We start from the raw sequence: 21,742 nt of genomic DNA, 5'->3' as shown, positions 1-21,742 counted from the left end.
CTAAGGTTCTTTCGACCTAAAGGTGCTTTTTACCTTTTGGGCGGAAGGTTCTTAGATGCGAAGAGCTAGCCACCAGAACTAGATATATTTAAAAGCGTAAGCGGCTCACACCGCTCATTCTCTCTATTTTGAAAAAAACCCGCCTTGCGCAGCGAGTTTTACTTATCTTTGTTTGCAGGTACTGCATGACAATGACGACAACGCGGTTCATACGATTCTGAAGCTCCAACTAAAATAATTGGATCATCAAATGCCGCTGGTTCTCCATCAATTAATCGTTGTGTACGACTTGCTGGAGATCCACATACAGAACATACTGCTTGTAGTTTTGTCACATGTTCAGCAATCGCCATCAGCTGAGGAACTTGTCCAAATGGTAGACCACGGAAATCTTGGTCTAAACCAGCTACAATGACACGATAGCCACGATTTGCCAATACTTGCACCACTTCCACAATGTCCCCATCAAAAAATTGCACCTCATCGATTGCAATAACATCCAGCTCTTCTGTAATATGTTCAAATATATCCTTTGAAGCTGAAACAGGAACTGCTTTTACCTTTAATCCGTTATGTGATACTACATCTTCTTCACTATATCGATTATCAATACATGGTTTAAATACAATTGCATGTTGTTTTGCAAATTGCGTACGGCGCACACGGCGGATTAGCTCTTCTGACTTGCCAGAAAACATACTACCGCAAATCACTTCAATCCAGCCATTTTGATTTATTAAGTACATGAAGCTCTCCTTTCATCTACTTTTCAGTTAAAAGTAGGGTAAAGGTATAATATTTTCGCAAAAAAAACAGACAAGCGAATACATACACTTGCCTGTTTTATGTTTTTATTACTTAAGACCGTATTTCTTATTGAAGCGGTCAACGCGTCCGTCTGCAGTAGCAAACTTCTGACGTCCAGTGTAGAATGGGTGAGAATCAGAACTGATCTCAACTTTTAGTAATGGATAAGTGTTACCATCTTCCCACTCAACAGTTTCGTTAGATCCTTTAGTAGATCCGCTTAAGAATTTGAAGCCTGTGTTTGTGTCCATGAATACAACTTTCTTGTAATCTGGGTGAATTCCTGCTTTCATTCTTTTCATCTCCTTCCGCCCTGAATCATTTTCGAAACAGAGTTTTTCATCTTCAGCTGCATACACAACTATATTGATGAAACACATATGATGAAATTATAACAAGGCTAACTTCATTTTGCAACTACCTGTTTTTGTCTTTTTAATTTTAAAAGCGCAAGCGGCTCGTTCAGAATGGGAGGGGGATGGAGCTTCTGACGTAGAGGCGCTTTTTGCCTCGTAGGAAGACGCGAAGCCACCGACCATTCTAGCCGCTGGAGCTGGATATTAAATTTAAAGTGGAGGTGGCTCGCTCAGCTCTGACCAGCTAAGGTTCTTTCGCCCTAAAGGTGCTTTTTACCTTTCGGGCGGAAGGTTCTTAGATGCGAAGAGCTAGCCACCGGAACTGGATATTATCTTAAAGTGGAGACGGCTCGTTCAGAATCGCAGGGCACTTTCAACTCTCGACCTTGAAGCGCTTTTTGCTTCGAGCGAGAGAGTGAAATGACCGGAGATTCTAACCGCTGGAGCTGGATATTAACTTAAAAGTGGAGGTGGCTCGCTCAGCTCTGACCAGCTAAGGTTCTCTCACTTATCTCTCTCTTTAATATCACCTAAACAGCATAAAAAACTCGCTTACTATAAAATAAGCGAGTCCTGATTTTTTCCCTTTACTTAGTTGTTACATACCTTTTTGAGTCTGCAACAATGTTTTGTAAAAACTCTTCATTTGTCTTCGTTTGACGAAGCTTACGTAAGAAACTTTCAACGAAGTCTGGTGTATCACGCATTGTTTTACGAATGCCCCATAACTTGTCTAAATGTTCTTTTGGAATTAATAGATCTTCTTTACGTGTACCAGAACGACGAATATCGATCGCCGGGAAGATACGACGTTCAGCTAATGAACGATCTAAGTGAAGTTCCATATTTCCAGTTCCTTTAAATTCCTCGTAAATAACATCGTCCATACGTGATCCTGTATCAACAAGGGCTGTTGCTAAAATTGTTAAGCTACCGCCTTCTTCAATATTACGCGCAGCTCCAAAGAAACGCTTCGGTCTATGGAAGGCAGCTGGATCGATACCACCTGATAATGTTCTACCACTTGGTGGAATAACGAGGTTGTAAGCTCGAGCTAAACGGGTAATACTATCCATTAAAATGATAACATCTTTCTTGTGCTCTACAAGACGCATCGCACGTTCTAACACAAGCTCAGCTACTTTAATATGATTTTCTGGCACTTCATCAAAAGTAGAACTTACAACATCTCCTTTAACAGAACGTTCAATGTCTGTTACTTCCTCTGGACGCTCATCAATTAAAAGTACAATTAATTCTGCTTCCGGATGATTTGTTGTAACACTATGCGCGATTTCTTTTAATAGACTTGTTTTACCAGCCTTTGGAGGCGCAACAATTAAACCACGTTGTCCAAATCCAACTGGTGCGATTAAATCCATGATGCGTGTCGGTAACTTTTTAGGTTCCGTTTCCAATTTCATTTGGCGATCTGGGTATAATGGTGTTAATGCAGGGAAATGCACACGCTCTTTTGCTGAATCTGGATCATCTCCGTTTACAGCTTCAACTTGTAATAACCCAAAATAGCGTTCATTTTCTTTCGGAGGTCGTACTTTACCAGAAACCTTATCTCCATTACGTAAATCGAAACGACGAATTTGCGAAGCTGAGATATAAATATCTTCTGAGCTTGGAGAATAGTTGATAGGACGTAGGAATCCAAATCCTTCTGATTGAATAATTTCTAATACGCCTTCCATGAAAAAGAAACCTTCTTTTTCTGCTCGAGCTTTCAAAATAGAAAAAATTAACTCTTTTTTCGTTAATTTGCTATAATACGAAATCTTAAATTCTTTCGCAAGCTCGTATAACTCTTTTAATTTCATGTTTTCTAATGCTGCAATTGACAAATTCATTCAGACACCACACTTTAACGTTATTCTCTTTTTTCATGGGTAAAGGGAAAAAATACGGAAGGCAAATAATTAATAATGAAAGGCAATAAGTTCAAGTAGGGTAATATTCACTATTGTAACCCTTTTATCTAGTTTTAATCAATACGTTGGAACACAAATACAAGAAGCGAAGACAAGAAAATTTGTCTTCGCTTCTTATTTAATTTAGTTCCAGCTCCGATAGTTAGAAAAGTCGACCATTTTAACCTTTCTGATCGAGCCGCTTCCACCTTTTATTTAATCCAGCTTCAGCAGCTAGAATGGTCGGTGGCTTCACTTCTTCCTACGAGGCAAAAAGCGCCTCTACGTCAGAAGCTCCATCCCCCTCCCATTCTGAACGAGCTGCTTACGCTTTTTACTTAAATCCAGTTCCAGCGGCTAGAATCTCCGGTCATTTCACTCTCTCACTCGAAGCAAAGAGCGCTTCAAGGTCGAGAGTTCCAATGTCCTGCGATTCTGAGCGAGCCGCTTCCACCTTTTACTTAATAACCAAGTTCGGTTTTTTATTTAAGCTATGACGACCATCTACGAAGCGAACTGTGCCTGATTTTGCGCGCATAACAAGGGATTGCGTTGTTCCTACGCTACCTTTAAATTGAACACCGCGTAATAGTTCTCCATCTGTTACGCCTGTTGCTGCAAAGATTGCATCGTCACCTTTTACTAAGTCCTCCATACGAAGGATACGATTAATGTCTTCTATACCCATTTTTTTACAACGCGCTAATTCAGCTTCGTTTTGTGGCAATAGTTTTCCGTGAATTTCTCCACCTAAACATTTTAAAGCAACTGCTGCTAATACACCTTCAGGTGCTCCACCAGATCCAAATAAAATATCTACACCTGTACGATCAAACGCTGTATTAATCGCTCCAGCTACATCTCCATCATTAATCAATTTAATGCGCGCACCAGCTTTACGAATTTCTTCGATAATTTCTTGATGACGTGGACGATTTAAAACTGTCGCTACAACATCTTCAATATCTTTATTTTTCGCTTTCGCAACTGCACGTAAGTTATCAATAATAGGCGCATCAATGTCTACCGCCCCAACTGCTTCTGGGCCAACCGCGATTTTATCCATGTACATGTCAGGGGCATGTAACAAATTACCGTGGTCTGCAATTGCAATAACAGCAAGAGCATTCCAGCCACCAGCTGCTACGATGTTTGTCCCTTCTAAAGGATCAACCGCAACGTCTACACGTGGTCCATATCCTGTACCTAATTTCTCTCCGATATATAGCATTGGTGCTTCATCCATCTCACCTTCACCAATTACAACTGTACCTTTCATCGGAATTGTATCAAATACATCACGCATAGCTGATGTTGCTGCACCGTCTGCCTCATCCTTTTTCCCGCGCCCCATCCAACGCGCTGATGATAAAGCTGCAGCCTCTGTTACACGTACTAACTCCATAGATAAACTTCTCTCCACGATAATCCCTCTCCTTTAAGTCTTTATATTTCTGCCGTATTTTGTGAACCGTGTTTTTCTATAAAGTGTACTTCCGCAAGTAGTGATGCTTCACTTCCCCCTTGCGGAAGTATCACTTATGCGTTCTTCATTTCTTCAATTTCTTGCTTTGTCATTTGTTCTCGCCAAATGTTTGCTCCAAGCCCTTTAAGCTTGTCCACTATATTCTCATAACCTCGATCAATATGCTCAAGTCCTGTTACTTCTGTAATTCCATCTGCCATTAATCCTGCAATAACAAGTGCCGCTCCTGCTCGTAAATCACTCGCCTTCACTTTTGCACCTTGCAATAATACAGGACCAGTTACAATTGCCGAACGACCCTCTACTTTAATTTGAGCATTCATACGACGTAATTCATCAATGTGTTTGAAACGGGCACCGTAAATTGTATCTGTTACAACTCCCGTCCCGTGCGCCTTTGTTAAAAGCGTCGTAAACGGCTGTTGTAAATCCGTTGGAAAACCTGGATATACAAGCGTTTTGATATCAACTACTTTTAACTTTCTATTACCGTTCACCGTAATTTGATCATCGTTCGTTTCAACTTGAACACCAGCTTCTCTTAGCTTTGCAGTAACTGATTCTAAATGCTGAGGAATAACGTTATCAACCGTTACTTCTCCTCCTGATGCAGCTCCTAGAATCATATACGTACCAGCTTCAATACGATCTGGGATGATAGTATGGTGACAACCATGTAAAGAGTCAACACCATCTATTCGGATTACATCAGTACCAGCACCTTTAATACGTGCTCCCATGCTTGTTAACAATGTAGCTACATCAATGATCTCAGGCTCTTTCGCTGCATTTTCAATAACAGTTCTACCTTTTGCTCGTACAGCTGCTAGCATAATATTAATTGTAGCTCCTACACTAACAACATCTAAATAAATACGTGCCCCGCGTAGCTCATCTGCTCTTAAATAGATGGCACCTTGTTCATTCGTAACATGTGCACCTAGCGCTTCAAACCCTTTAATATGCTGATCAATCGGCCTCGGGCCTAAATGACATCCACCCGGAAGCCCAATAACAGCTTTTTTAAAACGGCCAAGCATTGCACCCATTAAATAATAAGAAGCGCGCAATTTTTTCACTTTTCCATTTGGCAAAGGCATTGCAACCATGTTAGAAGGATCGACTACCATTTCTTCCTCCTGTCCATAAGTTACTTTCCCTCCAATTTCCTCTAGTAAGTCTCCTAACATTTTCACGTCCGAAATATTAGGGACACCACCAATAGTTACTGGAGTATCTGCTAAAATTGTCGCTGGAATTAATGCAACGGCACTGTTCTTTGCACCACTTACTCGAATTGTTCCATTTAAAGCTCTTCCGCCTTCAATTAGCAATTTTTCCATATTGAGCTCCCTTCTTGTGAATGTATTTACTTTCTATCTTTTTATAGAAAGCTCCCCTTAAGAATCTCAATTACTCTTTCCATCCCAAAACTCAATAAATAGGAAACCATTATCTTCATTTCTCCTGTAGCACGAATAGATAAAGATCAACTATTCATCGAATTCACTTTATCAATTTAGATACGTTATCACATTTATTAATAGGACTATGCACATTATTTTCTATTTAAAAACCAAAAATGATAAAATCTTTAGACTTGTTCACGCTTTCATTATACAACGAAAGGAAACCGTCTAAAAGACTAGACGGTTTCCAAAACGGAATTTTATTCTTACGCTTTACCGTTAGAACCGAATTCGCGAATTTTACCAATAACAGTTGCTTTGATAGCGTCGCGGCCAGGTCCGATAAATTTACGAGGATCGTAAACTTCTTGGTCTTTGTTTAATACTTCACGAACAGCTTTTGTAAACTCGATTTGGTTCTCAGTGTTTACGTTGATTTTTGAAGTACCTAAAGAGATAGCTTTTTCGATATCAGCAGTTGGGATACCAGTACCACCATGTAATACTAAAGGTACGCCAGTGAAGTCACGAACTTGTTCCATTTCAGCGAATCCTAAGTTAGGCTCACCTTTGTAAGGACCGTGTACAGAACCTAAAGCTGGAGCTAGGCAATCGATACCTGTTGCTTCAACAAGGTGCTTACACTCTGCTGGGTCAGCGTAAATTACGCCTTCAGCGATTACGTCGTCTTCTTGTCCGCCAACTGTTCCAAGCTCAGCTTCAACAGATACGTTACGAGCGTGTGCGTATTCTACTACTTGTTTAGTAGTTTCAACGTTTTCTTCGAATGGGTGGTGAGAAGCGTCGATCATTACAGATGTGAAACCTGCATCGATTGCTTCTTTACATTTTTCGAAGCTTGAACCATGATCAAGGTGAATCGCTACAGGAACAGTGATGTTCATTTCTTCGATTAAAGCTTTAACCATAGCTACAACTGTTTTGAAACCAGTCATATGACGAGCTGCACCCTCAGATACACCTAGGATTACAGGAGATTTTTCTTCTTCCGCAGCAGCTAAGATAGCTTGAGTCCACTCTAAGTTGTTCATGTTGAATTGACCAACTGCGTATTTTCCTTCTAGTGCTTTGTTTAGCATTTCTTTCATAGAAACTAAAGGCATGGTGAATCCTCCTAAAAAACGTTTTTTGTATCCGATAAGTTCTTATCGCTGGTAGTATGACCAGAATAAGGTAAAATATGTATATCTACATACCGGACTTTTTTCTACACTCAATAGGATAACAACTTGTACTCAAAAACTCAACCGTATTCACCTGCACAATAGTCCATGTAAACGCTTTTTTCCATATTTTTTATAAAAAATTCATTTTTACGCCTCTACAGCGAGCTCATTTCTCACAGCTTGACGAATTTCATCAATATCAAATGGTTTAGCAAAATGCATTAAAGCACCTAAATCTTTTGCTTCTTGGATCATATCAAGCTCTCCATAAGCAGTCATTAAAATTACTTTAATACTCTCATCAATTTCTTTTACATGCTTTAAAATCTCTATACCATCCATGCCTGGAATTTTCATATCTAACACTACTAAATCTGGATTATCTTTTTTCACGATATCTAAAGCTTGAAATCCATTTGCTGCTTGGAATGTCTGATAACCTTCTTTTTGGAACACTTCATGTAATAGCACACGAATCCCATATTGATCATCAACGATTAAAATTTTACCTTCCATAATTCCCAACCTTTCTGTGTAAGTACAAGATTTAAAGCTTCTTATATCTTAACGATTTATTTTCGCTATTCTTTGGCAAATTCCTTCCTATTCTTTCTTATTTTACCGTTTCCTATTTTGTTATGCTACCCTACGATTTCACCTTTCTAAAAAAATAAACTATAATGAAAGCCGGCAAACACGTACGAAGGGAGTAACATTATGTTAAAAATTTTTTCAACTCAATTAAGTGGTTATTTCTCCAGAGTTTCTCAAAAAGAGGAAATGAATATAGAAGATAGCGCCCGTCTACTTGCTCAAGCATTAATTGGCGAAGGTTTCATTTATTTACATGGTACAAATGAAATGGAGGGTGTCGTTGCTGAAGCACTATTCGGTGCTGAACCAATGAAGCAAGCAAAACGATTATTTGAAAATGGTAAAGAAGCAGAAGTAACCTCTGCGGATCGTGTACTTCTTATTAGCCGTTTTTCAACAGATGAAGCGGTTGTAGAAATTGCAAAAAAACTACAAGAAGAGGGACACTCTATTGTCGGCATTTCTGCTCTTCAAGAAGGTACGGAATCACTCGAACGATATACAGACGTACATATTGATACAAAACTGTTAAAAGGTCTTATTCCAGACGATGAAGGTAATCGCTACGGATTCCCAAGTTTAATAGTAGCTTTATTTGCTTATCACGGAATCAAATTTACAATCGATGAAATGTTAAATGAATATTAAAAAAAGCGCCTTATTTCAGGCGCTTTTTTTATTACTTGCTCTCTTTATTCGTAATAGAAGCTCTTACGAAGTCATGGAACAATGGTTGTGGACGGTTTGGACGAGAAACAAGTTCTGGGTGGAACTGTGCTGCCACGAACCAAGGGTGGTCTTTTAATTCAATGATTTCAACTAGACGGCCGTCTGGGCTTGTACCAGAGAATACAAATCCTTCTTTTTCCATATCCGGACGGAACTGGTTGTTGAACTCATAACGATGACGATGACGCTCATATACAACCGGCTCATTATAAGCATTGTAAGCATTTGTTTCTTCAGCAAGCTTACATGGGTATAGACCAAGACGAAGTGTACCACCTAGGTCCTCTACATCTTTTTGTTCTGGTAATAAGTCGATGATTGCATATGGTGTGTCAGGGTTGATTTCAGAAGAGTTAGCACCTTCTAAACCTAATACATTACGTGCGAATTCGATTGATGCAAGTTGCATACCTAAGCAAATTCCTAAGAATGGAACTTTGTTTTCACGAGCATATTGAATCGCAACGATTTTACCTTCTACACCACGATCGCCGAAGCCACCTGGTACAAGGATACCATCTGTATCGCCAACTAATTCTTTTACGTTTTCTGCTGTTACGTGCTCAGCATTTACCCATTTTACTTCTACATCTGTGTCGAATGAGTAACCAGCATGACGAAGTGCTTCTACAACAGAAATATAAGCATCTTGAAGTTCTACATATTTACCAACAAGAGCGATTTTTGTTTTCTTAGAAAGATTACGCACTTTGTTAACTAGCGCAGTCCACTCTGTCATATCTGCAGCTGGATTGTCTAATTTTAAGTGATCACAAACGATTTGGTCCATGTTTTGTTCTTGAAGAGATAATGGAACCGCATATAAAGTATCTGCATCGCGAGCTTCGATAACTGCTTTTGTATCGATGTCACAGAATAATGCAAGCTTGTCTTTCATATCTTGAGAAACAGGCATTTCTGTACGAACAACGATAATGTTTGGTTGAATACCTAAGCTACGAAGTTCTTTAACACTATGTTGTGTTGGTTTTGTCTTCATTTCACCCGCTGCTTTTAAGTACGGGATTAACGTACAGTGAATGTACATTACATTGTCACGACCGATGTCGCTCTTAATTTGACGGATTGCTTCTAAGAATGGTAGAGACTCGATGTCACCAACAGTTCCACCGATTTCTGTAATAACAACATCCGCATTTGTTTCACGACCAGAACGATATACGCGTTCTTTAATTTCGTTAGTAATATGAGGAATAACTTGAACTGTTCCTCCTAAATATTCACCGCGACGCTCTTTTTGAAGAACTGAAGAGTAAATTTTACCTGTTGTTACGTTGCTGTATTTGTTTAAGTTAATGTCGATGAAACGCTCATAGTGACCAAGGTCTAAGTCAGTTTCAGCGCCATCATCTGTTACGAATACCTCACCGTGTTGGTATGGGCTCATAGTCCCTGGGTCTACGTTAATGTATGGATCAAACTTTTGAATCGTTACGTTTAAACCACGATTTTTTAAAAGTCTTCCAAGAGATGCTGCTGTAATACCTTTTCCTAAAGACGATACTACACCGCCTGTTACAAAAATATACTTAGTCATGAAAAAGCTCCCTTCTACTCTGTTGTTATATAATCACCGTTGCAAAGCGCAACGTATGTAGATAACACTGTATCCATCTTATTGTTAGACTCTTTTTATTTTCTAAACAAAAAACAAAAAAGAAAATTGCTCCCCTCATCACAAAAAGTAATAAGTAGGGAGCAATTTTCTTTTATATTTACACTTTAAAAGTATTATCGTCCTTTTTTAAAGAGCCCAAAAATGATTCTACATGGACGATAATGAAAAGTCAAGAACTACAGTTCTTCCTCTTCTTCTTCTTCAGTTTCATCATACTCAAGTTCTTCTTCGGCGAAGTCGTCATCATCTTCATCTAAATCATCAAGATCATCGTCATCTCCGTCTTCATCTTCAAGAACCTTGTCCAAATCTTCTACATCATCATCTTCATCTTCAGTTATGTCTGCATCGTCGAAGTCTTCATCTTCTTCAATGTAGTCGTCAAAACCGTCTTCTTCAACTTTACGTTTCTTCTTCGGTTTTGGTTGAGGCAAGATTTCTTCATCAATTTGCTCATATGGGTACCAGCTGCGTAGCCCCCAACGATTTTCTCCTAAATTAATGAAACGTCCATCGATGTTTAAGTCTGTATAAAATTGTGCGATTTTCGCATTAACTTGCTCTTGAGATAGTCCCAGCACTTGAGCGATTTCTTGAACCAACTCGTTGAATGTCGTTGCTTGTTTTTTATCCCCTAAAACGCTATGTACAACTTCAATCATTGAACATTCTTTTAGCTCTTCTGGTGAATATTGCTTAAAATCCACTTATGCGGCACTTCCTTTCATCAAATATAACCTTATATATAACGGCCTGCTTAAAAAAATCCATACTATTCATTATAAACAAAAGTCGCACAAATATGCTACAAAAAAAACGGGAAACTTTTATAGGGTAGTAAAATTATAATTTGTCTGTTCCTTATTTCGGAAGCATATGGGCCCCTTGCAATACATACCTAATTTGCATTTCTGTATATTCTTCGAGCGTATACAGTTTTTGCAGCGCCCAGCGTCTAAATCCCCACATCTGTCCTTGTATAAAAATATTATGCGCAAGAAGCTGTATTTCTTTTTTATTTAATGTAAATGTTCCATTTTCCGTACACTGTTCTAAAATATTCTCGAACATTCCTACCATTTGAAACTCCTTTTCTAATACATATGGGAGTGATTCTTTCGGTAAAAAGCGTACCTCTTGATACATTATTAATACTTCTTCCTGCAATTCGTCCATCACTTTAAAATAATTCGTTATCGCTATCTTTAAACTTTCTACACTTCCTTTTTCTGTACAAACTACTTCCTCTAATCTTTCTTTTACATGTTCATAAATACTATCACAAACTAAATACAAAACATCGTCTTTTGTACGAATGTATTCATAAAGCGTTCCAATACTAAATCCAGCCGCTTTTGCAATTTCTCTCGTTGTTGTACGCGGAAATCCTTTTTGTTTAAACAGTTGCACCGCACCTTTAATCATTTGTTCACGTCTTAACGCGACTAATTTTTCATCTTTCACCGATGCATGTACATTATGTTTAACCATTCCCTTCACCTCTCTCTATTATTTTTTGGAAGGAAAAAGCGTAGGAAAATACCTACGCTTTCGTTCCTACTTCGTTAACATACGAGAAATTACAAGCCTCTGAATCTCTTGTGTTCCTTCATATATTTGTGTAATCTTTGCATCTCGCATATAACGCTCTACTGGATAATCTTTCGTATAACCGTAACCACCAAATACTTGCACCGCTTCAGTCGTCACCTTCATAGCTGCATCGCCTGCAAATACTTTTGACATCGCTGATTCTTTTCCATACGGAAGCCCTTCTGATTCAAGCCAAGCCGCTTGATATGTTAAAAGGCGTGCTGCTTCTACATCTGTTGCCATATCCGCAAGTTTAAAGCCAATCCCTTGCTGCGCCGCAATTGGTTTTCCAAACTGATGGCGCTCCCTTGCATATTCTACAGAAGCATCTAAAGCCCCTTGTGCAATACCAACAGCTTGCGCCGCAATACCGTTACGACCTCCATCTAATGTTTGCATCGCAACTTTAAACCCTTGCCCCTCTCCTCCAAGTAGATTCTCTACAGGAATACGGCAATCTTCAAACATAATTTCAGTCGTTGGTGAAGAGCGAATCCCTAGCTTGCTCTCCTTCTTCCCAACTGAAAATCCCGGTGTATCACTTTCTACAATAAATGCACTCGTACCGCGCTGCTTCGATTCAGGATCAGTTAGTGCAAAAACAACATAAATATCAGCAATACCACCATTAGTGATAAATATTTTTGATCCATTTAATACATAATGGTCTCCATCTCTTTTAGCAATCGTCTTCATTCCACCAGCATCCGATCCAGATCCTGGTTCCGTTAAGCCGTATGCACCAATTTTCTTCCCTTCAGCCATCGGTCGTAAAAACTTTTGCTTTTGCTCTTCCGTCCCAAATTTAAAAATTGGCCATCCCGCAAGTGAAGTATGCGCGGACAGTGTTACACCTGTTGAAGCACAAACGCGAGATAATTCTTCAATAGCGATTACGTATGCTAAGTAATCGCTTCCAATTCCGCCGTACTCTTCAGGCCATGGAATACCAGTTAAACCAAGCTCTGCCATTTGATCAAATAACTCTCGATCAAATCGCTCTTCTTCATCACGCTCAGCTGCTGTTGGTGCCACTTCATTTTTAGCAAAATCTCGAACCATTTTTCTTATCATTTCATGTTCTTCTGATAGTTTAAAATGCATCTCCGTCTCCCCCTCGCCCTTTTATAAAGCACGGCTAATAACAAGTTTCTGTATTTCACTTGTTCCTTCATATATTTGCGTGATTTTCGCATCACGGAAAAATCGTTCTACTGGATAGTCTTTCGTATAACCGTAACCACCAAATACTTGCACCGCCTCAATCGCGACTTCAACCGCTGTCTTAGAAGCAAATAATTTCGCAATAGATGCTTCTTTACCGCATGGTAATCCTTGTGCCCTAAGAGATGCCGCTCTATATACGAGTAACCTTGCTGCCTCGACACTTGTTGCCATATCTGCAAGCTTGAAGCCAATCCCTTGCTGCGCCGCAATTGGCTTCCCGAATTGCTCTCTTTCTTTTGCATAATCAATTGCACAGCCAAGCGCCGCTTCAGCAATTCCTAAAGCCTGCGCACCGATTCCAATTCGCCCAACATCTAAATTCGCCATCGCCACTTTGAATCCTTGTCCTTCTTCCCCAAGTAAATTCTCAGCTGGCACTTTCATATCTTCAAAAGTAAGTTTTACTGTACGAGAACCGAGAAGTCCCATCTTATGTTCATCTTTTCCAATGATTAAACCCGGTGTATCTTTCTCTACTATAAATGCAGAAATGCCACTTTTTCCTGCCTCTGGATTTGTAGAAGCGAATACAATGTATGTACTCGCTTCACCACCATTTGTAATAAACACTTTCGATCCATTAATAATATAATGATCACCTTTTTTCACAGCTCTTGATTTCAAACTCCCTGCATCTGATCCTGCATTTGGCTCTGTTAAAGCAAATGCACCTAAATATTCCCCGGTTGCAAGTTTAGAAACATATTTTTTCTTCTGTTCTTCTGTTCCAAAATATAAAATCGGATTCATTCCAACTGACGTATGTACAGCTAAAATTACACCAACTGTTGCACTTACCTTTGAGATTTCCTCAATTGCTAGAATGTAAGAAATAAAGTCCATTTCTGCCCCACCGTATTTTGCAGGCGCTGGAATACCCATTAATCCAAGCTCACCCATCTTTTGCAAAATCTCTTTCGGGAACACCCCTTGTTCCATACTAGGAACAAAGGGAGCTATTTCCTTCTGTGCAAAATCCCGAACCATTTTCCTCATCATTTGCTGCTCTTCATTAAAACGAAAGTTCATATATTCCGCCTCCATTTGCTATATATCCTTTAAATAATTTGGTAAGACCACTATGTTGTAACAAAGGGGGCATTTATTCGTAAACGTAGAATCCACGACCTGTTTTACGCCCTAACCATCCTGCATTCACATACTTACGTAATAATGGACATGGGCGATATTTACTATCTCCTAATCCTTCATGCAACACTTCCATAATGTATAAACACGTATCTAAACCGATAAAATCAGCGAGTGTCAAAGGCCCCATCGGATGGTTCATACCAAGCTTCATGACTTCATCAATTGCTTCTTTCGTCGCTACACCTTCATATAACGTATAAATTGCTTCGTTAATCATCGGTAGTAAAATGCGGTTTGATACAAAACCTGGGAAATCATTCACTTCAACTGGTACTTTCCCAATTTTTTTCGTAATATCTTCAATTGCTTCATATACCGCATCATCGGTAGCCAAACCACGAATAATCTCAACAAGCTTCATAACTGGGACTGGATTCATAAAGTGCATACCGATTACTTTTTCCGGACGCTTCGTTACCGCTGCAATTTCTGTAATTGGCAGAGATGACGTATTCGTCGCTAAAATTGCGTGTTCTGGAGCAATTTCATCTAGATTCGCAAAGATTTTCTTTTTAATATCCATTTTCTCAACAGCTGCTTCAATAATAAGATCCGCTTCTTTCACACAATCTAAATCAAGCGTTACTGTAAGACGATTTAATGTCGCTTCCTTCTCTTCTTCCTTCATGCGTCCTTTTTCTACTTGGCGCGCTAAGTTTTTCGTAATGATAGCCATTCCTCTATCTAATTGCTCTTGCTTTAAATCTTGTACCTTCACGTCATATCCTGCCATTGCACATACTTGTGCAATTCCTGATCCCATTTGCCCTGCACCAATTACAACAATGTTTTGTACACCCATTTTTTCTTCCCCCTTAATTGTTAATAAATTTTATACCCTCGAACTTTAATTAGTGAACTTCAATCATCACTGCGTCCCCTTGACCGCCACCGCTACAAATCGAAGCAATTCCAATTCCGCCGCCGCGCTGCTTAAGTGCATGGATTAGTGTAACGATAATGCGCGCTCCGCTTGCTCCAATTGGATGTCCCATCGCTACCGCGCCGCCATTTACATTCAATTTTTCCGGATCAATTCCTGCGATTTCTGTACTTGCAATTGCTACCGCTGCAAATGCTTCATTAATCTCGAATAAATCGATGTCTTCAATTTTCTTGCCTGTTTTTTCAAGCAATGCGTTAATTGCATAACCTGGCGTTCTTGGGAAATCTTTAGATTCCACTGCAATTGCTGTATGTGCCAAAATTGTCGCTAATGGCTTTCTTCCTTCTTGCTTCGCTCTGTCTTCGCTCATTAATACAAGTGCGGCACCACCATCATTTAGTCCCGGCGCATTACCAGCTGTCACCGTCGCTGTCTTATCAAATACAGGTTTTAACTTTGCTAACTTTTCAATCGTTGTATCTTCACGTGGCGCCTCATCCTTTGCAACGACAATAGGATCGCCTTTTCTTTGCGGAATCGTTACTGGCACGATTTCCTCTTCAAAACGCCCTTCTTTATGCGCTGAAACCGCACGCTGATGGCTACGATATGCCCATTCATCTTGCGCTTCGCGAGAAATTCCATCTTCCTTCGCAACTTCTCCGCCATAAACGCCCATGTGTGTACCTGAAAATGCGCATGTTAAACCGTCAGCAATGTTTAAATCAACAACTTCGTTGTTACCCATTCTGTATCCCCATCTTGCTCCGCGTAAAATGTAAGGACTGTTACTCATCGACTCCATACCGCCGGCTACAATCAGTGATTGATCGCCAGTACGAATAATCTGATCCGCTAACGTAACCGCACGAAGTCCTGATGCACAAACTTTATTCACTGTTTCCGTCTGCACTTCCCAAGGGATTCCAGCAGCCCTCGCAGCTTGGCGCGATGGAATTTGCCCCTGTCCACCTTGAATAACCGTTCCAAATATAACTTCTTCAACATCACTAGCCGCAACATTTGCTCTTTCAAGCGCTGCTTTAATTGCAATTCCTCCAAGTTCCGTCGCTTTTACATCTTTTAAAGATCCTCCAAATTTTCCAACTGGTGTTCTTGCAGCACTTAAAATAACTGTTTTACTCATGTTTCTTTCCCCCATTTCATTTTTTAACACTGAGCGCTCGCTCGGTATCCCTACGTTGAGAAGAGGTGCAATCATTGCACCTCTTTCTAAAGTTGTATACATTCTTACAAATTACATCGCTTCTTTTTTCTGTCCGATAACAGATCGTTCTAAAATCTCTGTCACATCAAGAGTTTGAACTTTCTCTTCTACCTCTTTCGCTTTCGTTCCATCACTGATCATCGTTAAGCAATATGGACAACCTGTACCGATAATGGATGGCTGTACAGCTAATGCTTGTTCTGTACGAGCAACGTTAATACGTGAACCTGTTGTTTCTTCCATCCACATTAAGCCACCACCTGCACCACAGCACATTCCCGTTTCACGGTTACGTGCCATTTCTACAAGATTCACCCCAGGAATCGCTTTCAAAATGTCACGTGGCGCTTCATACACTTCGTTGTATCTTCCTAAATAACAGGAATCATGGTACGTAACTGTTTCTTCAATAGCGTGAACAGGCTTTAAGCGCCCTTCTTTCACCCACTGAGCTAACAATTCTGTATGATGATAGACTTCTGCTTGCAAGCCAAAGTCCGGATACTCATTTTTAAATGTGTTATAAGCATGAGGATCAATCGTAACGATTTTCTTCACTCCTGCCTTTTCAAATTCTTCGATATTCTTTGTCGCCATCTCTTGGAATACAAATTCATTTCCAAGGCGGCGTGGTGTATCTCCAGAATTCTTTTCTTTATTACCGAGAATTGCGAATGAAATGCCTGCTTCGTTCATTAACTTCGCAAACGATATCGCAATCTTCTGACTACGATTGTCGTATGATCCCATTGAACCAACCCAGAATAAATACTCGAATTCCTCCCCAGCTTTTGATTTTTCTTTTACAGTTGGAACTGTTACTTCGTCATCACCTTGGCGCCATGTTTCACGCTCTTTACGGTTCAGCCCCCACGGATTTCCTTGACGCTCGATATTTGTCATCGCGCGTTGTGCTTCCGCGTCCATTTTCCCTTCAGTCAAAACGAGATATCGACGTAAGTCAATAATTTTGTCAACATGCTCATTCATAACTGGGCATTGATCTTCACAGTTACGACACGTTGTACATGCCCAAATCTCTTCTTCTGTAATAACATCTCCGATTAAACTCGGATCGTAAGCGAGCGTTGTAGACGCTGATTCTTGTTGCCCTTTTCCAGCTGCCATCATCGCTAACTGATTTCCTTGTGTATTATTGAAGGCAACTACTGGAACCCACGGTGCTTTTGATGTTACCGCAGCTCCTTTATCAGTTAAATGATCGCGAAGTTTTAAAATTAAGTCCATCGGTGATAACATTTTTCCTGTTCCTGTTGCCGGACACATATTTGTACAACGGCCACACTCTACACAAGCGTATAAGTCAATAAGTTGATTTTGTCTAAAGTCTTCAATTTTACCAACACCAAATGTTTCTTGCGTTTCATCTTCAAAATCAATCTTTTCAAGCTTCCCTGGGTTTGAAAGACGACCGAAGAATACATTAGCTGGTCCTGCAATTAAATGCGCATGTTTTGATTGTGGAACATACACTAAAAACGTTAACAAAATTAGTAAATGCACCCACCAAGAAAAATAGAACACTGAAATGGCTACGGTTTCATTTATCCCGCTAAAAACGTAAGCGATTGCAGAAGCAATTGGTTCACTCCATGAAAGCTCCTCGCCATGCCATATAAGTCCCATACCGTTACCAAGTAGCACAGAAATCATTAAACCACCGATAAAAATAAGAACAAGACCTGATTTGAAGTTACGTTTTAAACGAACAAGCTTTTCTACATAACGTCTATGAAAAGCCCAAAATACTGCAATTAAAATAACAAGTGTGACAATTTCCTGGAAGAATGTAAATGCAGGGTATAGTGGTCCAAGTGGAAGATGTGATCCTGGTGCGAGTCCTTTCCAAACGAAGTCAATTGCTCCAAATTGGACAAGAATAAATCCGTAAAAGAACATAACGTGAATGATGCCGCTTTTCTTATCTTTCAGCAGCTTTTTCTGACCGAAAACATTGACCTTAAGGAGATCCCAACGCTCTTTAAAACGACGGTCAAACTCAATTTTTTTTCCTAATTGTATGTAGGCCATTCTCGTCCGTATAAGATATACAAACAAATATCCTGCATAAGCAATAACAGCAATGGCAGCCAGCCAATTAATAATCAGTAAGCTATTCATTTTTATGCTACCCCTCTCTTTGTAAGCCCTCTTTCTTTTTGAATCTTCAAAAATATATAATTTTCTGAATTATATCCCCTATCCCCATTATATAATGAGTGAGCATTCAGTCAACAGTTTTTTGTTATAGAACAACACATTTTTTCATAAAGCTGTTTATTTCGGTGAAACTATAAAGTGAAACTTTAATCAGTAGGGGCGGTTCTTCCCCCGCTGATTATTAGTTGAACCAATCGGGCTTTTACGGGCAGTTGATTTCCTAACTAGCTTCTGCTTATTCATCAATTTTTGAAATAGGAAGCTTACTGCCCGTTAAAGCGGGGTAAAGTGAAACTTTAACCAGTACAACATCTATCCTCTAAAGAAATTTATAATAACAGCCGTGCTACCCATATCATTTGTAACACACTGAAGGTGAAAAGAATGCGAAGGAGGGAATTCACTGATGCTCTACTTATCTCTTTTGTTAATATCCGTTGCTCTTTGGATTACAATTGACCTTTCATACGGGCGACTTCTTCATTTAAAACGAGTAAGCTCTCGCACTTTCCCTTTACGTCAAAGTGATTTTCGCCTTTATACATACGGGAAAGATTTATATGACGCTTTATTTACTGACATAAAACAAGCACAGCACCACATTCATATTTTATTCTTCATTGTAAAAAACGATAAAATCAGTCGTGAATTTTTAAAATTGTTGATTGATAAGGCTCAGGAAGGAATTGAAGTACGACTTTTACTTGATCGATTTGGCAGCCATTCTTTATCAAACGAAGCTATTCGCTCCCTGCAAAAACATGGTGTATCTTTTTCATTTTGTCATAAGGTAAAATTTCCTCTTCCTTTCTTTTCTGCCAATCAAAGAAATCATAGAAAAATTACAGTGATTGATGGGAAAACCGGCTATATCGGGGGATTTAATATTGGCGAAGAGTATCTAGGGCATAATGAACACTTAGGATTATGGCGAGACTATCATTTACGTCTTACAGGAGAAGGGGTTCAAGATTTACAAAAGCAATTTTTACATGATTGGTTTGATGATACGAAACAGAATTTATTGGATGCTTCTCTTTATTTTCCAAAACAACAACCAGGTACCATCCTGCATCAATTTATTCCGACTGATGGTGCTTATTTACAGCATACTTTTTTACATTTAATTAACGCGGCAAAAAAAGAAATCTGTATCGGTACACCATATTTCATTCCTGGAAAAAAAATTATGAATGCCTTATTAAAAGCAAGAGAAAGAGGGGTTCAAATCACAATTCTTGTTCCAGAAAAAGCTGATCACCCTCTCGTTCGGGAAGCAAAATTCCCGTACTGCCGAAAATTAATACAGGCTGGTTGCAATATTTATGCATTTCAACAAGGTTTTTTTCACGCCAAAATTATTATAGTGGACGATGATATTTGTGATATCGGAACGGCAAACTTTGATATGAGAAGTTTATATATTAATCATGAAATAAACTGCCTGTTATATAATAAACATTTCATTCAAACAGTAAAAAATAAATTCCATGAAGATCTAGAGAATGCATCCGTACTTTCCTATAGCGATGTAAACCCGCCTTCTCTTATCGATAGAGGAAAGGAATGGATTGGAACAATGTTTGCTTTCTTTTTATAGGAAAGACAATGAATAAAAGAGGTGTATCTCATATGATTATACGGTTTGGATATGTCTCACATGCAATGGCACTCTGGGACTGTTCTCCTGCCAAAACAATGACGTTTACAAGCTTTAAGAAACTTAGCAAGCAAGAACGAGAAGACAAACTGTACCATATTATAAGGCAAAATTTAGAGCACACAATACGTATCCTTCATTACAATATAGCACATGAAATCCCACTATATCGCCTATCGTCTTCCATCGTCCCACTTGCAACACATCCCGAATTCGAGTTTGACTATATTGGGGTATTCACACCACTTTGGCATAAAATAGGGGCTTTAATTAAAGAACACAATTTACGAATAAGTTTTCATCCGAATCAATTTACGCTATTTACAAGCGACAAACCACATATTACTACTAACGCTATTACGGATATGACTTATCATTATAAAATATTGGATGCTATAGGCATTGCAGATTCTTCTTACATTAATATTCATGTAGGTGGAGCCTATGGAAATAAAGAAAAGGCAATTGAGCGCTTCCATGAAAACATAAAAAAACTTCCTACACATATAAAAAAACAAATGACTCTTGAAAACGATGATAAAACCTATACAACCGCTGAAACTTTATCAATTTGCCAAAAAGAAAATATCCCATTTGTATTTGATTATCATCATCATATGGCCAATCCTTGCGAAGAACCACTAGAAGAGTTGCTTCCTGCAATTTTTGAAACTTGGTCACATACAAATATCTCTCCTAAAGTTCACATTTCCTCCCCGAGATCGGAAAAAGAATTTAGGGCCCATGCTGAATATATCGATTTAGAGTTTATTAAGCCTTTCTTACACATTGCGAAAAAAAACAATCATAATTTCGATATTATGATTGAAAGTAAACAAAAAGACTTAGCACTATTCCAATTAATAGATGAACTTTCTGCTATAAGAGGAATGAAAAGAATAGGTGGTGCAAAGTTACAGTGGTAAATTGTAACTTTGCACCATTTTTTCAAAAAAGTAATTTTTATAGTAAAAAATATTCTATTTTATATGCTATTATTTAAATTAGCATTTTCTCCCCGAGATTCAACTTTATTGAAACGGAGTCACAATATGATTAATCAAAAAAAGTATATACAATCTGTCATAATATACATATTTATATTTGCTCTTTGGATATTCCTTATACCAAATGAGTCGTATATAAAAGAAATCGGGATTCTTTTCTTATTCTGTTTCGCTGCACTTTTTTCTTGCTATTGCTTATGTAAAGCGATTAGAAAAATGACGCATGGTGATAAATTATTTTGGATTTTATTATTATGTACTTGTCTATGCGGGTTAGCTATGGAGATAACTTTATTTCTTCCTTCACTTTCTATTCATAAGCAAGTTATATTCTCATATAAAGCATTACCTTTTTTTATCATACAATATGTTTTACTCTTTGTTGGATTTGCTATAAAGTTTATAAAAATTTACTCTATTAAGGGTCTTGCTCAATTTTCATTCGATAGCATCTTTATTGTTATTATGAACATTTATTTCACTTTAACTTTTATCTTGGACCTTTCAAACTTCCGTATGTTAACAAAGGAAACTTGGATTTTAATTGGCTATTTCATTGCACAATCATTAGTAATTTACGCCGTTATTAGTCTATATAGAAGAGAACAATATTCTTCGAGTAGAATCGCATTAATTATCGGTTTCACTATTATACTCGTATACGGTTACATTCATCTGTTTC

At 38.7% G+C, this 21,742-nt stretch carries 19 protein-coding genes; 4 read left to right on the top strand and 15 right to left on the bottom strand.

Annotated elements, in window-relative coordinates:
• Positions 1–158: 158 nt before the first annotated feature.
• The 7 genes from ACQGS6_RS07805 to spo0F form a co-directional block, all read right to left on the bottom strand.
• Entirely contained in the window at positions 159–746 is a 588-nt protein-coding gene (locus ACQGS6_RS07805) for a thymidine kinase (RefSeq protein ID WP_000280859.1), read from the bottom strand.
• A gap of 108 nt (positions 747–854) precedes the next feature.
• Positions 855–1,100 carry a type B 50S ribosomal protein L31 gene (locus ACQGS6_RS07800; RefSeq protein WP_000643433.1) on the bottom strand — a complete coding sequence of 82 codons (246 nt, stop codon included), beginning with the start codon at positions 1,098–1,100 and terminating at the stop codon, positions 855–857.
• A gap of 650 nt (positions 1,101–1,750) precedes the next feature.
• Positions 1,751–3,022 (bottom strand): transcription termination factor Rho, encoded by a 1,272-nt coding sequence (gene rho, locus ACQGS6_RS07795; RefSeq protein WP_001053903.1) that lies wholly within the window; start codon positions 3,020–3,022, stop codon positions 1,751–1,753.
• 517 nt (positions 3,023–3,539) lie between these two features.
• Positions 3,540–4,505, bottom strand: a complete 966-nt coding sequence (gene glpX / locus ACQGS6_RS07790) for a class II fructose-bisphosphatase (protein WP_000442340.1) — start codon at positions 4,503–4,505, stop codon at positions 3,540–3,542.
• A gap of 116 nt (positions 4,506–4,621) precedes the next feature.
• Positions 4,622–5,911 carry a UDP-N-acetylglucosamine 1-carboxyvinyltransferase gene (gene murA, locus ACQGS6_RS07785; protein WP_000413254.1) on the bottom strand — a complete coding sequence of 430 codons (1,290 nt, stop codon included), beginning with the start codon at positions 5,909–5,911 and terminating at the stop codon, positions 4,622–4,624.
• A gap of 332 nt (positions 5,912–6,243) precedes the next feature.
• Positions 6,244–7,101 (bottom strand): class II fructose-bisphosphate aldolase, encoded by an 858-nt coding sequence (locus ACQGS6_RS07780; RefSeq protein ID WP_001131855.1) that lies wholly within the window; start codon positions 7,099–7,101, stop codon positions 6,244–6,246.
• Between the two features lie 210 nt (positions 7,102–7,311).
• The gene (gene spo0F, locus ACQGS6_RS07775) at positions 7,312–7,680 is read right to left on the bottom strand and encodes a sporulation initiation phosphotransferase Spo0F (RefSeq protein WP_000398594.1); all 369 of its coding nucleotides are present in this window, start codon (positions 7,678–7,680) and stop codon (positions 7,312–7,314) included.
• Positions 7,681–7,881: 201 nt separating this feature from the next.
• Here spo0F and ACQGS6_RS07770 point away from each other — a divergent pair, with 201 nt between their 5' ends.
• The gene (locus tag ACQGS6_RS07770; protein WP_000912392.1) at positions 7,882–8,406 is read left to right on the top strand and encodes a DUF2529 domain-containing protein; all 525 of its coding nucleotides are present in this window, start codon (positions 7,882–7,884) and stop codon (positions 8,404–8,406) included.
• 31 nt (positions 8,407–8,437) lie between these two features.
• On the opposite strand, the gene pyrG is transcribed toward ACQGS6_RS07770, so the two are convergent.
• The 8 genes from pyrG to ACQGS6_RS07730 form a co-directional block, all read right to left on the bottom strand.
• Complete coding sequence (gene pyrG, locus ACQGS6_RS07765) at positions 8,438–10,045, bottom strand: CTP synthase (protein ID WP_000170460.1); 1,608 nt, start codon at positions 10,043–10,045, stop codon at positions 8,438–8,440.
• Between the two features lie 257 nt (positions 10,046–10,302).
• Positions 10,303–10,833, bottom strand: a complete 531-nt coding sequence (rpoE, locus tag ACQGS6_RS07760) for a DNA-directed RNA polymerase subunit delta (RefSeq protein ID WP_000346284.1) — start codon at positions 10,831–10,833, stop codon at positions 10,303–10,305.
• A gap of 154 nt (positions 10,834–10,987) precedes the next feature.
• Positions 10,988–11,617: a TetR/AcrR family transcriptional regulator gene (locus ACQGS6_RS07755; RefSeq protein ID WP_000238605.1), complete on the bottom strand. Its 630-nt coding sequence runs from the start codon at positions 11,615–11,617 to the stop codon at positions 10,988–10,990.
• A gap of 66 nt (positions 11,618–11,683) precedes the next feature.
• Complete coding sequence (gene acdA / locus ACQGS6_RS07750; protein ID WP_000545549.1) at positions 11,684–12,823, bottom strand: acyl-CoA dehydrogenase AcdA; 1,140 nt, start codon at positions 12,821–12,823, stop codon at positions 11,684–11,686.
• A gap of 21 nt (positions 12,824–12,844) precedes the next feature.
• Positions 12,845–13,975, bottom strand: a complete 1,131-nt coding sequence (locus tag ACQGS6_RS07745) for an acyl-CoA dehydrogenase (RefSeq protein WP_426965011.1) — start codon at positions 13,973–13,975, stop codon at positions 12,845–12,847.
• Positions 13,976–14,048: 73 nt separating this feature from the next.
• Positions 14,049–14,900: a 3-hydroxybutyryl-CoA dehydrogenase gene (locus tag ACQGS6_RS07740; protein WP_000538880.1), complete on the bottom strand. Its 852-nt coding sequence runs from the start codon at positions 14,898–14,900 to the stop codon at positions 14,049–14,051.
• A 49-nt stretch (positions 14,901–14,949) separates the two neighbouring features.
• A complete protein-coding gene (locus ACQGS6_RS07735) occupies positions 14,950–16,233 on the bottom strand; it encodes an acetyl-CoA C-acetyltransferase (RefSeq protein ID WP_009327427.1) in 1,284 nt (427 codons plus the stop codon).
• Between the two features lie 9 nt (positions 16,234–16,242).
• Positions 16,243–18,354, bottom strand: a complete 2,112-nt coding sequence (locus tag ACQGS6_RS07730; protein WP_001086776.1) for a heterodisulfide reductase-related iron-sulfur binding cluster — start codon at positions 18,352–18,354, stop codon at positions 16,243–16,245.
• Between the two features lie 445 nt (positions 18,355–18,799).
• On the opposite strand from ACQGS6_RS07730, the gene cls reads away from it, so the two are divergent.
• The 3 genes from cls to ACQGS6_RS07715 all read left to right on the top strand — a co-directional run.
• A complete protein-coding gene (cls, locus tag ACQGS6_RS07725) occupies positions 18,800–19,993 on the top strand; it encodes a cardiolipin synthase (RefSeq protein ID WP_000966427.1) in 1,194 nt (397 codons plus the stop codon).
• Between the two features lie 32 nt (positions 19,994–20,025).
• Positions 20,026–20,979, top strand: coding sequence for a UV DNA damage repair endonuclease UvsE (gene uvsE / locus ACQGS6_RS07720; RefSeq protein WP_426965010.1), 954 nt, complete (start codon positions 20,026–20,028; stop codon positions 20,977–20,979).
• Positions 20,980–21,105: 126 nt separating this feature from the next.
• Positions 21,106–21,742: DUF4084 domain-containing protein (locus ACQGS6_RS07715; RefSeq protein ID WP_426965009.1), on the top strand; the 637-nt coding region annotated here is incomplete at its 3' end.

This window comes from Bacillus sp. GMs2/2 (assembly GCF_050172095.1).
GTDB lineage: Bacteria > Bacillota > Bacilli > Bacillales > Bacillaceae_G > Bacillus_A > Bacillus_A cereus.
Note: the sequence above shows the minus strand (reverse complement) of the source record. Positions and strands in the feature narration are given on the sequence as shown.

What these genes read in the sequence shown, in the direction of transcription:
- ACQGS6_RS07805 (WP_000280859.1), bottom strand. Translation starts at nt 746, where the DNA reads ATGTACTTAATAAATCAAAATGGCTGGATTGAAGTGATTTGCGGTAGT.
- ACQGS6_RS07800 (WP_000643433.1), bottom strand. Translation starts at nt 1,100, where the DNA reads ATGAAAGCAGGAATTCACCCAGATTACAAGAAAGTTGTATTCATGGAC.
- rho (WP_001053903.1), bottom strand. Translation starts at nt 3,022, where the DNA reads ATGAATTTGTCAATTGCAGCATTAGAAAACATGAAATTAAAAGAGTTA.
- murA (WP_000413254.1), bottom strand. Translation starts at nt 5,911, where the DNA reads ATGGAAAAATTGCTAATTGAAGGCGGAAGAGCTTTAAATGGAACAATT.
- ACQGS6_RS07780 (WP_001131855.1), bottom strand. Translation starts at nt 7,101, where the DNA reads ATGCCTTTAGTTTCTATGAAAGAAATGCTAAACAAAGCACTAGAAGGA.
- spo0F (WP_000398594.1), bottom strand. Translation starts at nt 7,680, where the DNA reads ATGGAAGGTAAAATTTTAATCGTTGATGATCAATATGGGATTCGTGTG.
- ACQGS6_RS07770 (WP_000912392.1), top strand. Translation starts at nt 7,882, where the DNA reads ATGTTAAAAATTTTTTCAACTCAATTAAGTGGTTATTTCTCCAGAGTT.
- pyrG (WP_000170460.1), bottom strand. Translation starts at nt 10,045, where the DNA reads ATGACTAAGTATATTTTTGTAACAGGCGGTGTAGTATCGTCTTTAGGA.
- ACQGS6_RS07755 (WP_000238605.1), bottom strand. Translation starts at nt 11,617, where the DNA reads ATGGTTAAACATAATGTACATGCATCGGTGAAAGATGAAAAATTAGTC.
- acdA (WP_000545549.1), bottom strand. Translation starts at nt 12,823, where the DNA reads ATGCATTTTAAACTATCAGAAGAACATGAAATGATAAGAAAAATGGTT.
- ACQGS6_RS07745 (WP_426965011.1), bottom strand. Translation starts at nt 13,975, where the DNA reads ATGAACTTTCGTTTTAATGAAGAGCAGCAAATGATGAGGAAAATGGTT.
- ACQGS6_RS07740 (WP_000538880.1), bottom strand. Translation starts at nt 14,900, where the DNA reads ATGGGTGTACAAAACATTGTTGTAATTGGTGCAGGGCAAATGGGATCA.
- ACQGS6_RS07735 (WP_009327427.1), bottom strand. Translation starts at nt 16,233, where the DNA reads ATGTATACAACTTTAGAAAGAGGTGCAATGATTGCACCTCTTCTCAAC.
- ACQGS6_RS07730 (WP_001086776.1), bottom strand. Translation starts at nt 18,354, where the DNA reads ATGAATAGCTTACTGATTATTAATTGGCTGGCTGCCATTGCTGTTATT.
- cls (WP_000966427.1), top strand. Translation starts at nt 18,800, where the DNA reads ATGCTCTACTTATCTCTTTTGTTAATATCCGTTGCTCTTTGGATTACA.
- uvsE (WP_426965010.1), top strand. Translation starts at nt 20,026, where the DNA reads ATGATTATACGGTTTGGATATGTCTCACATGCAATGGCACTCTGGGAC.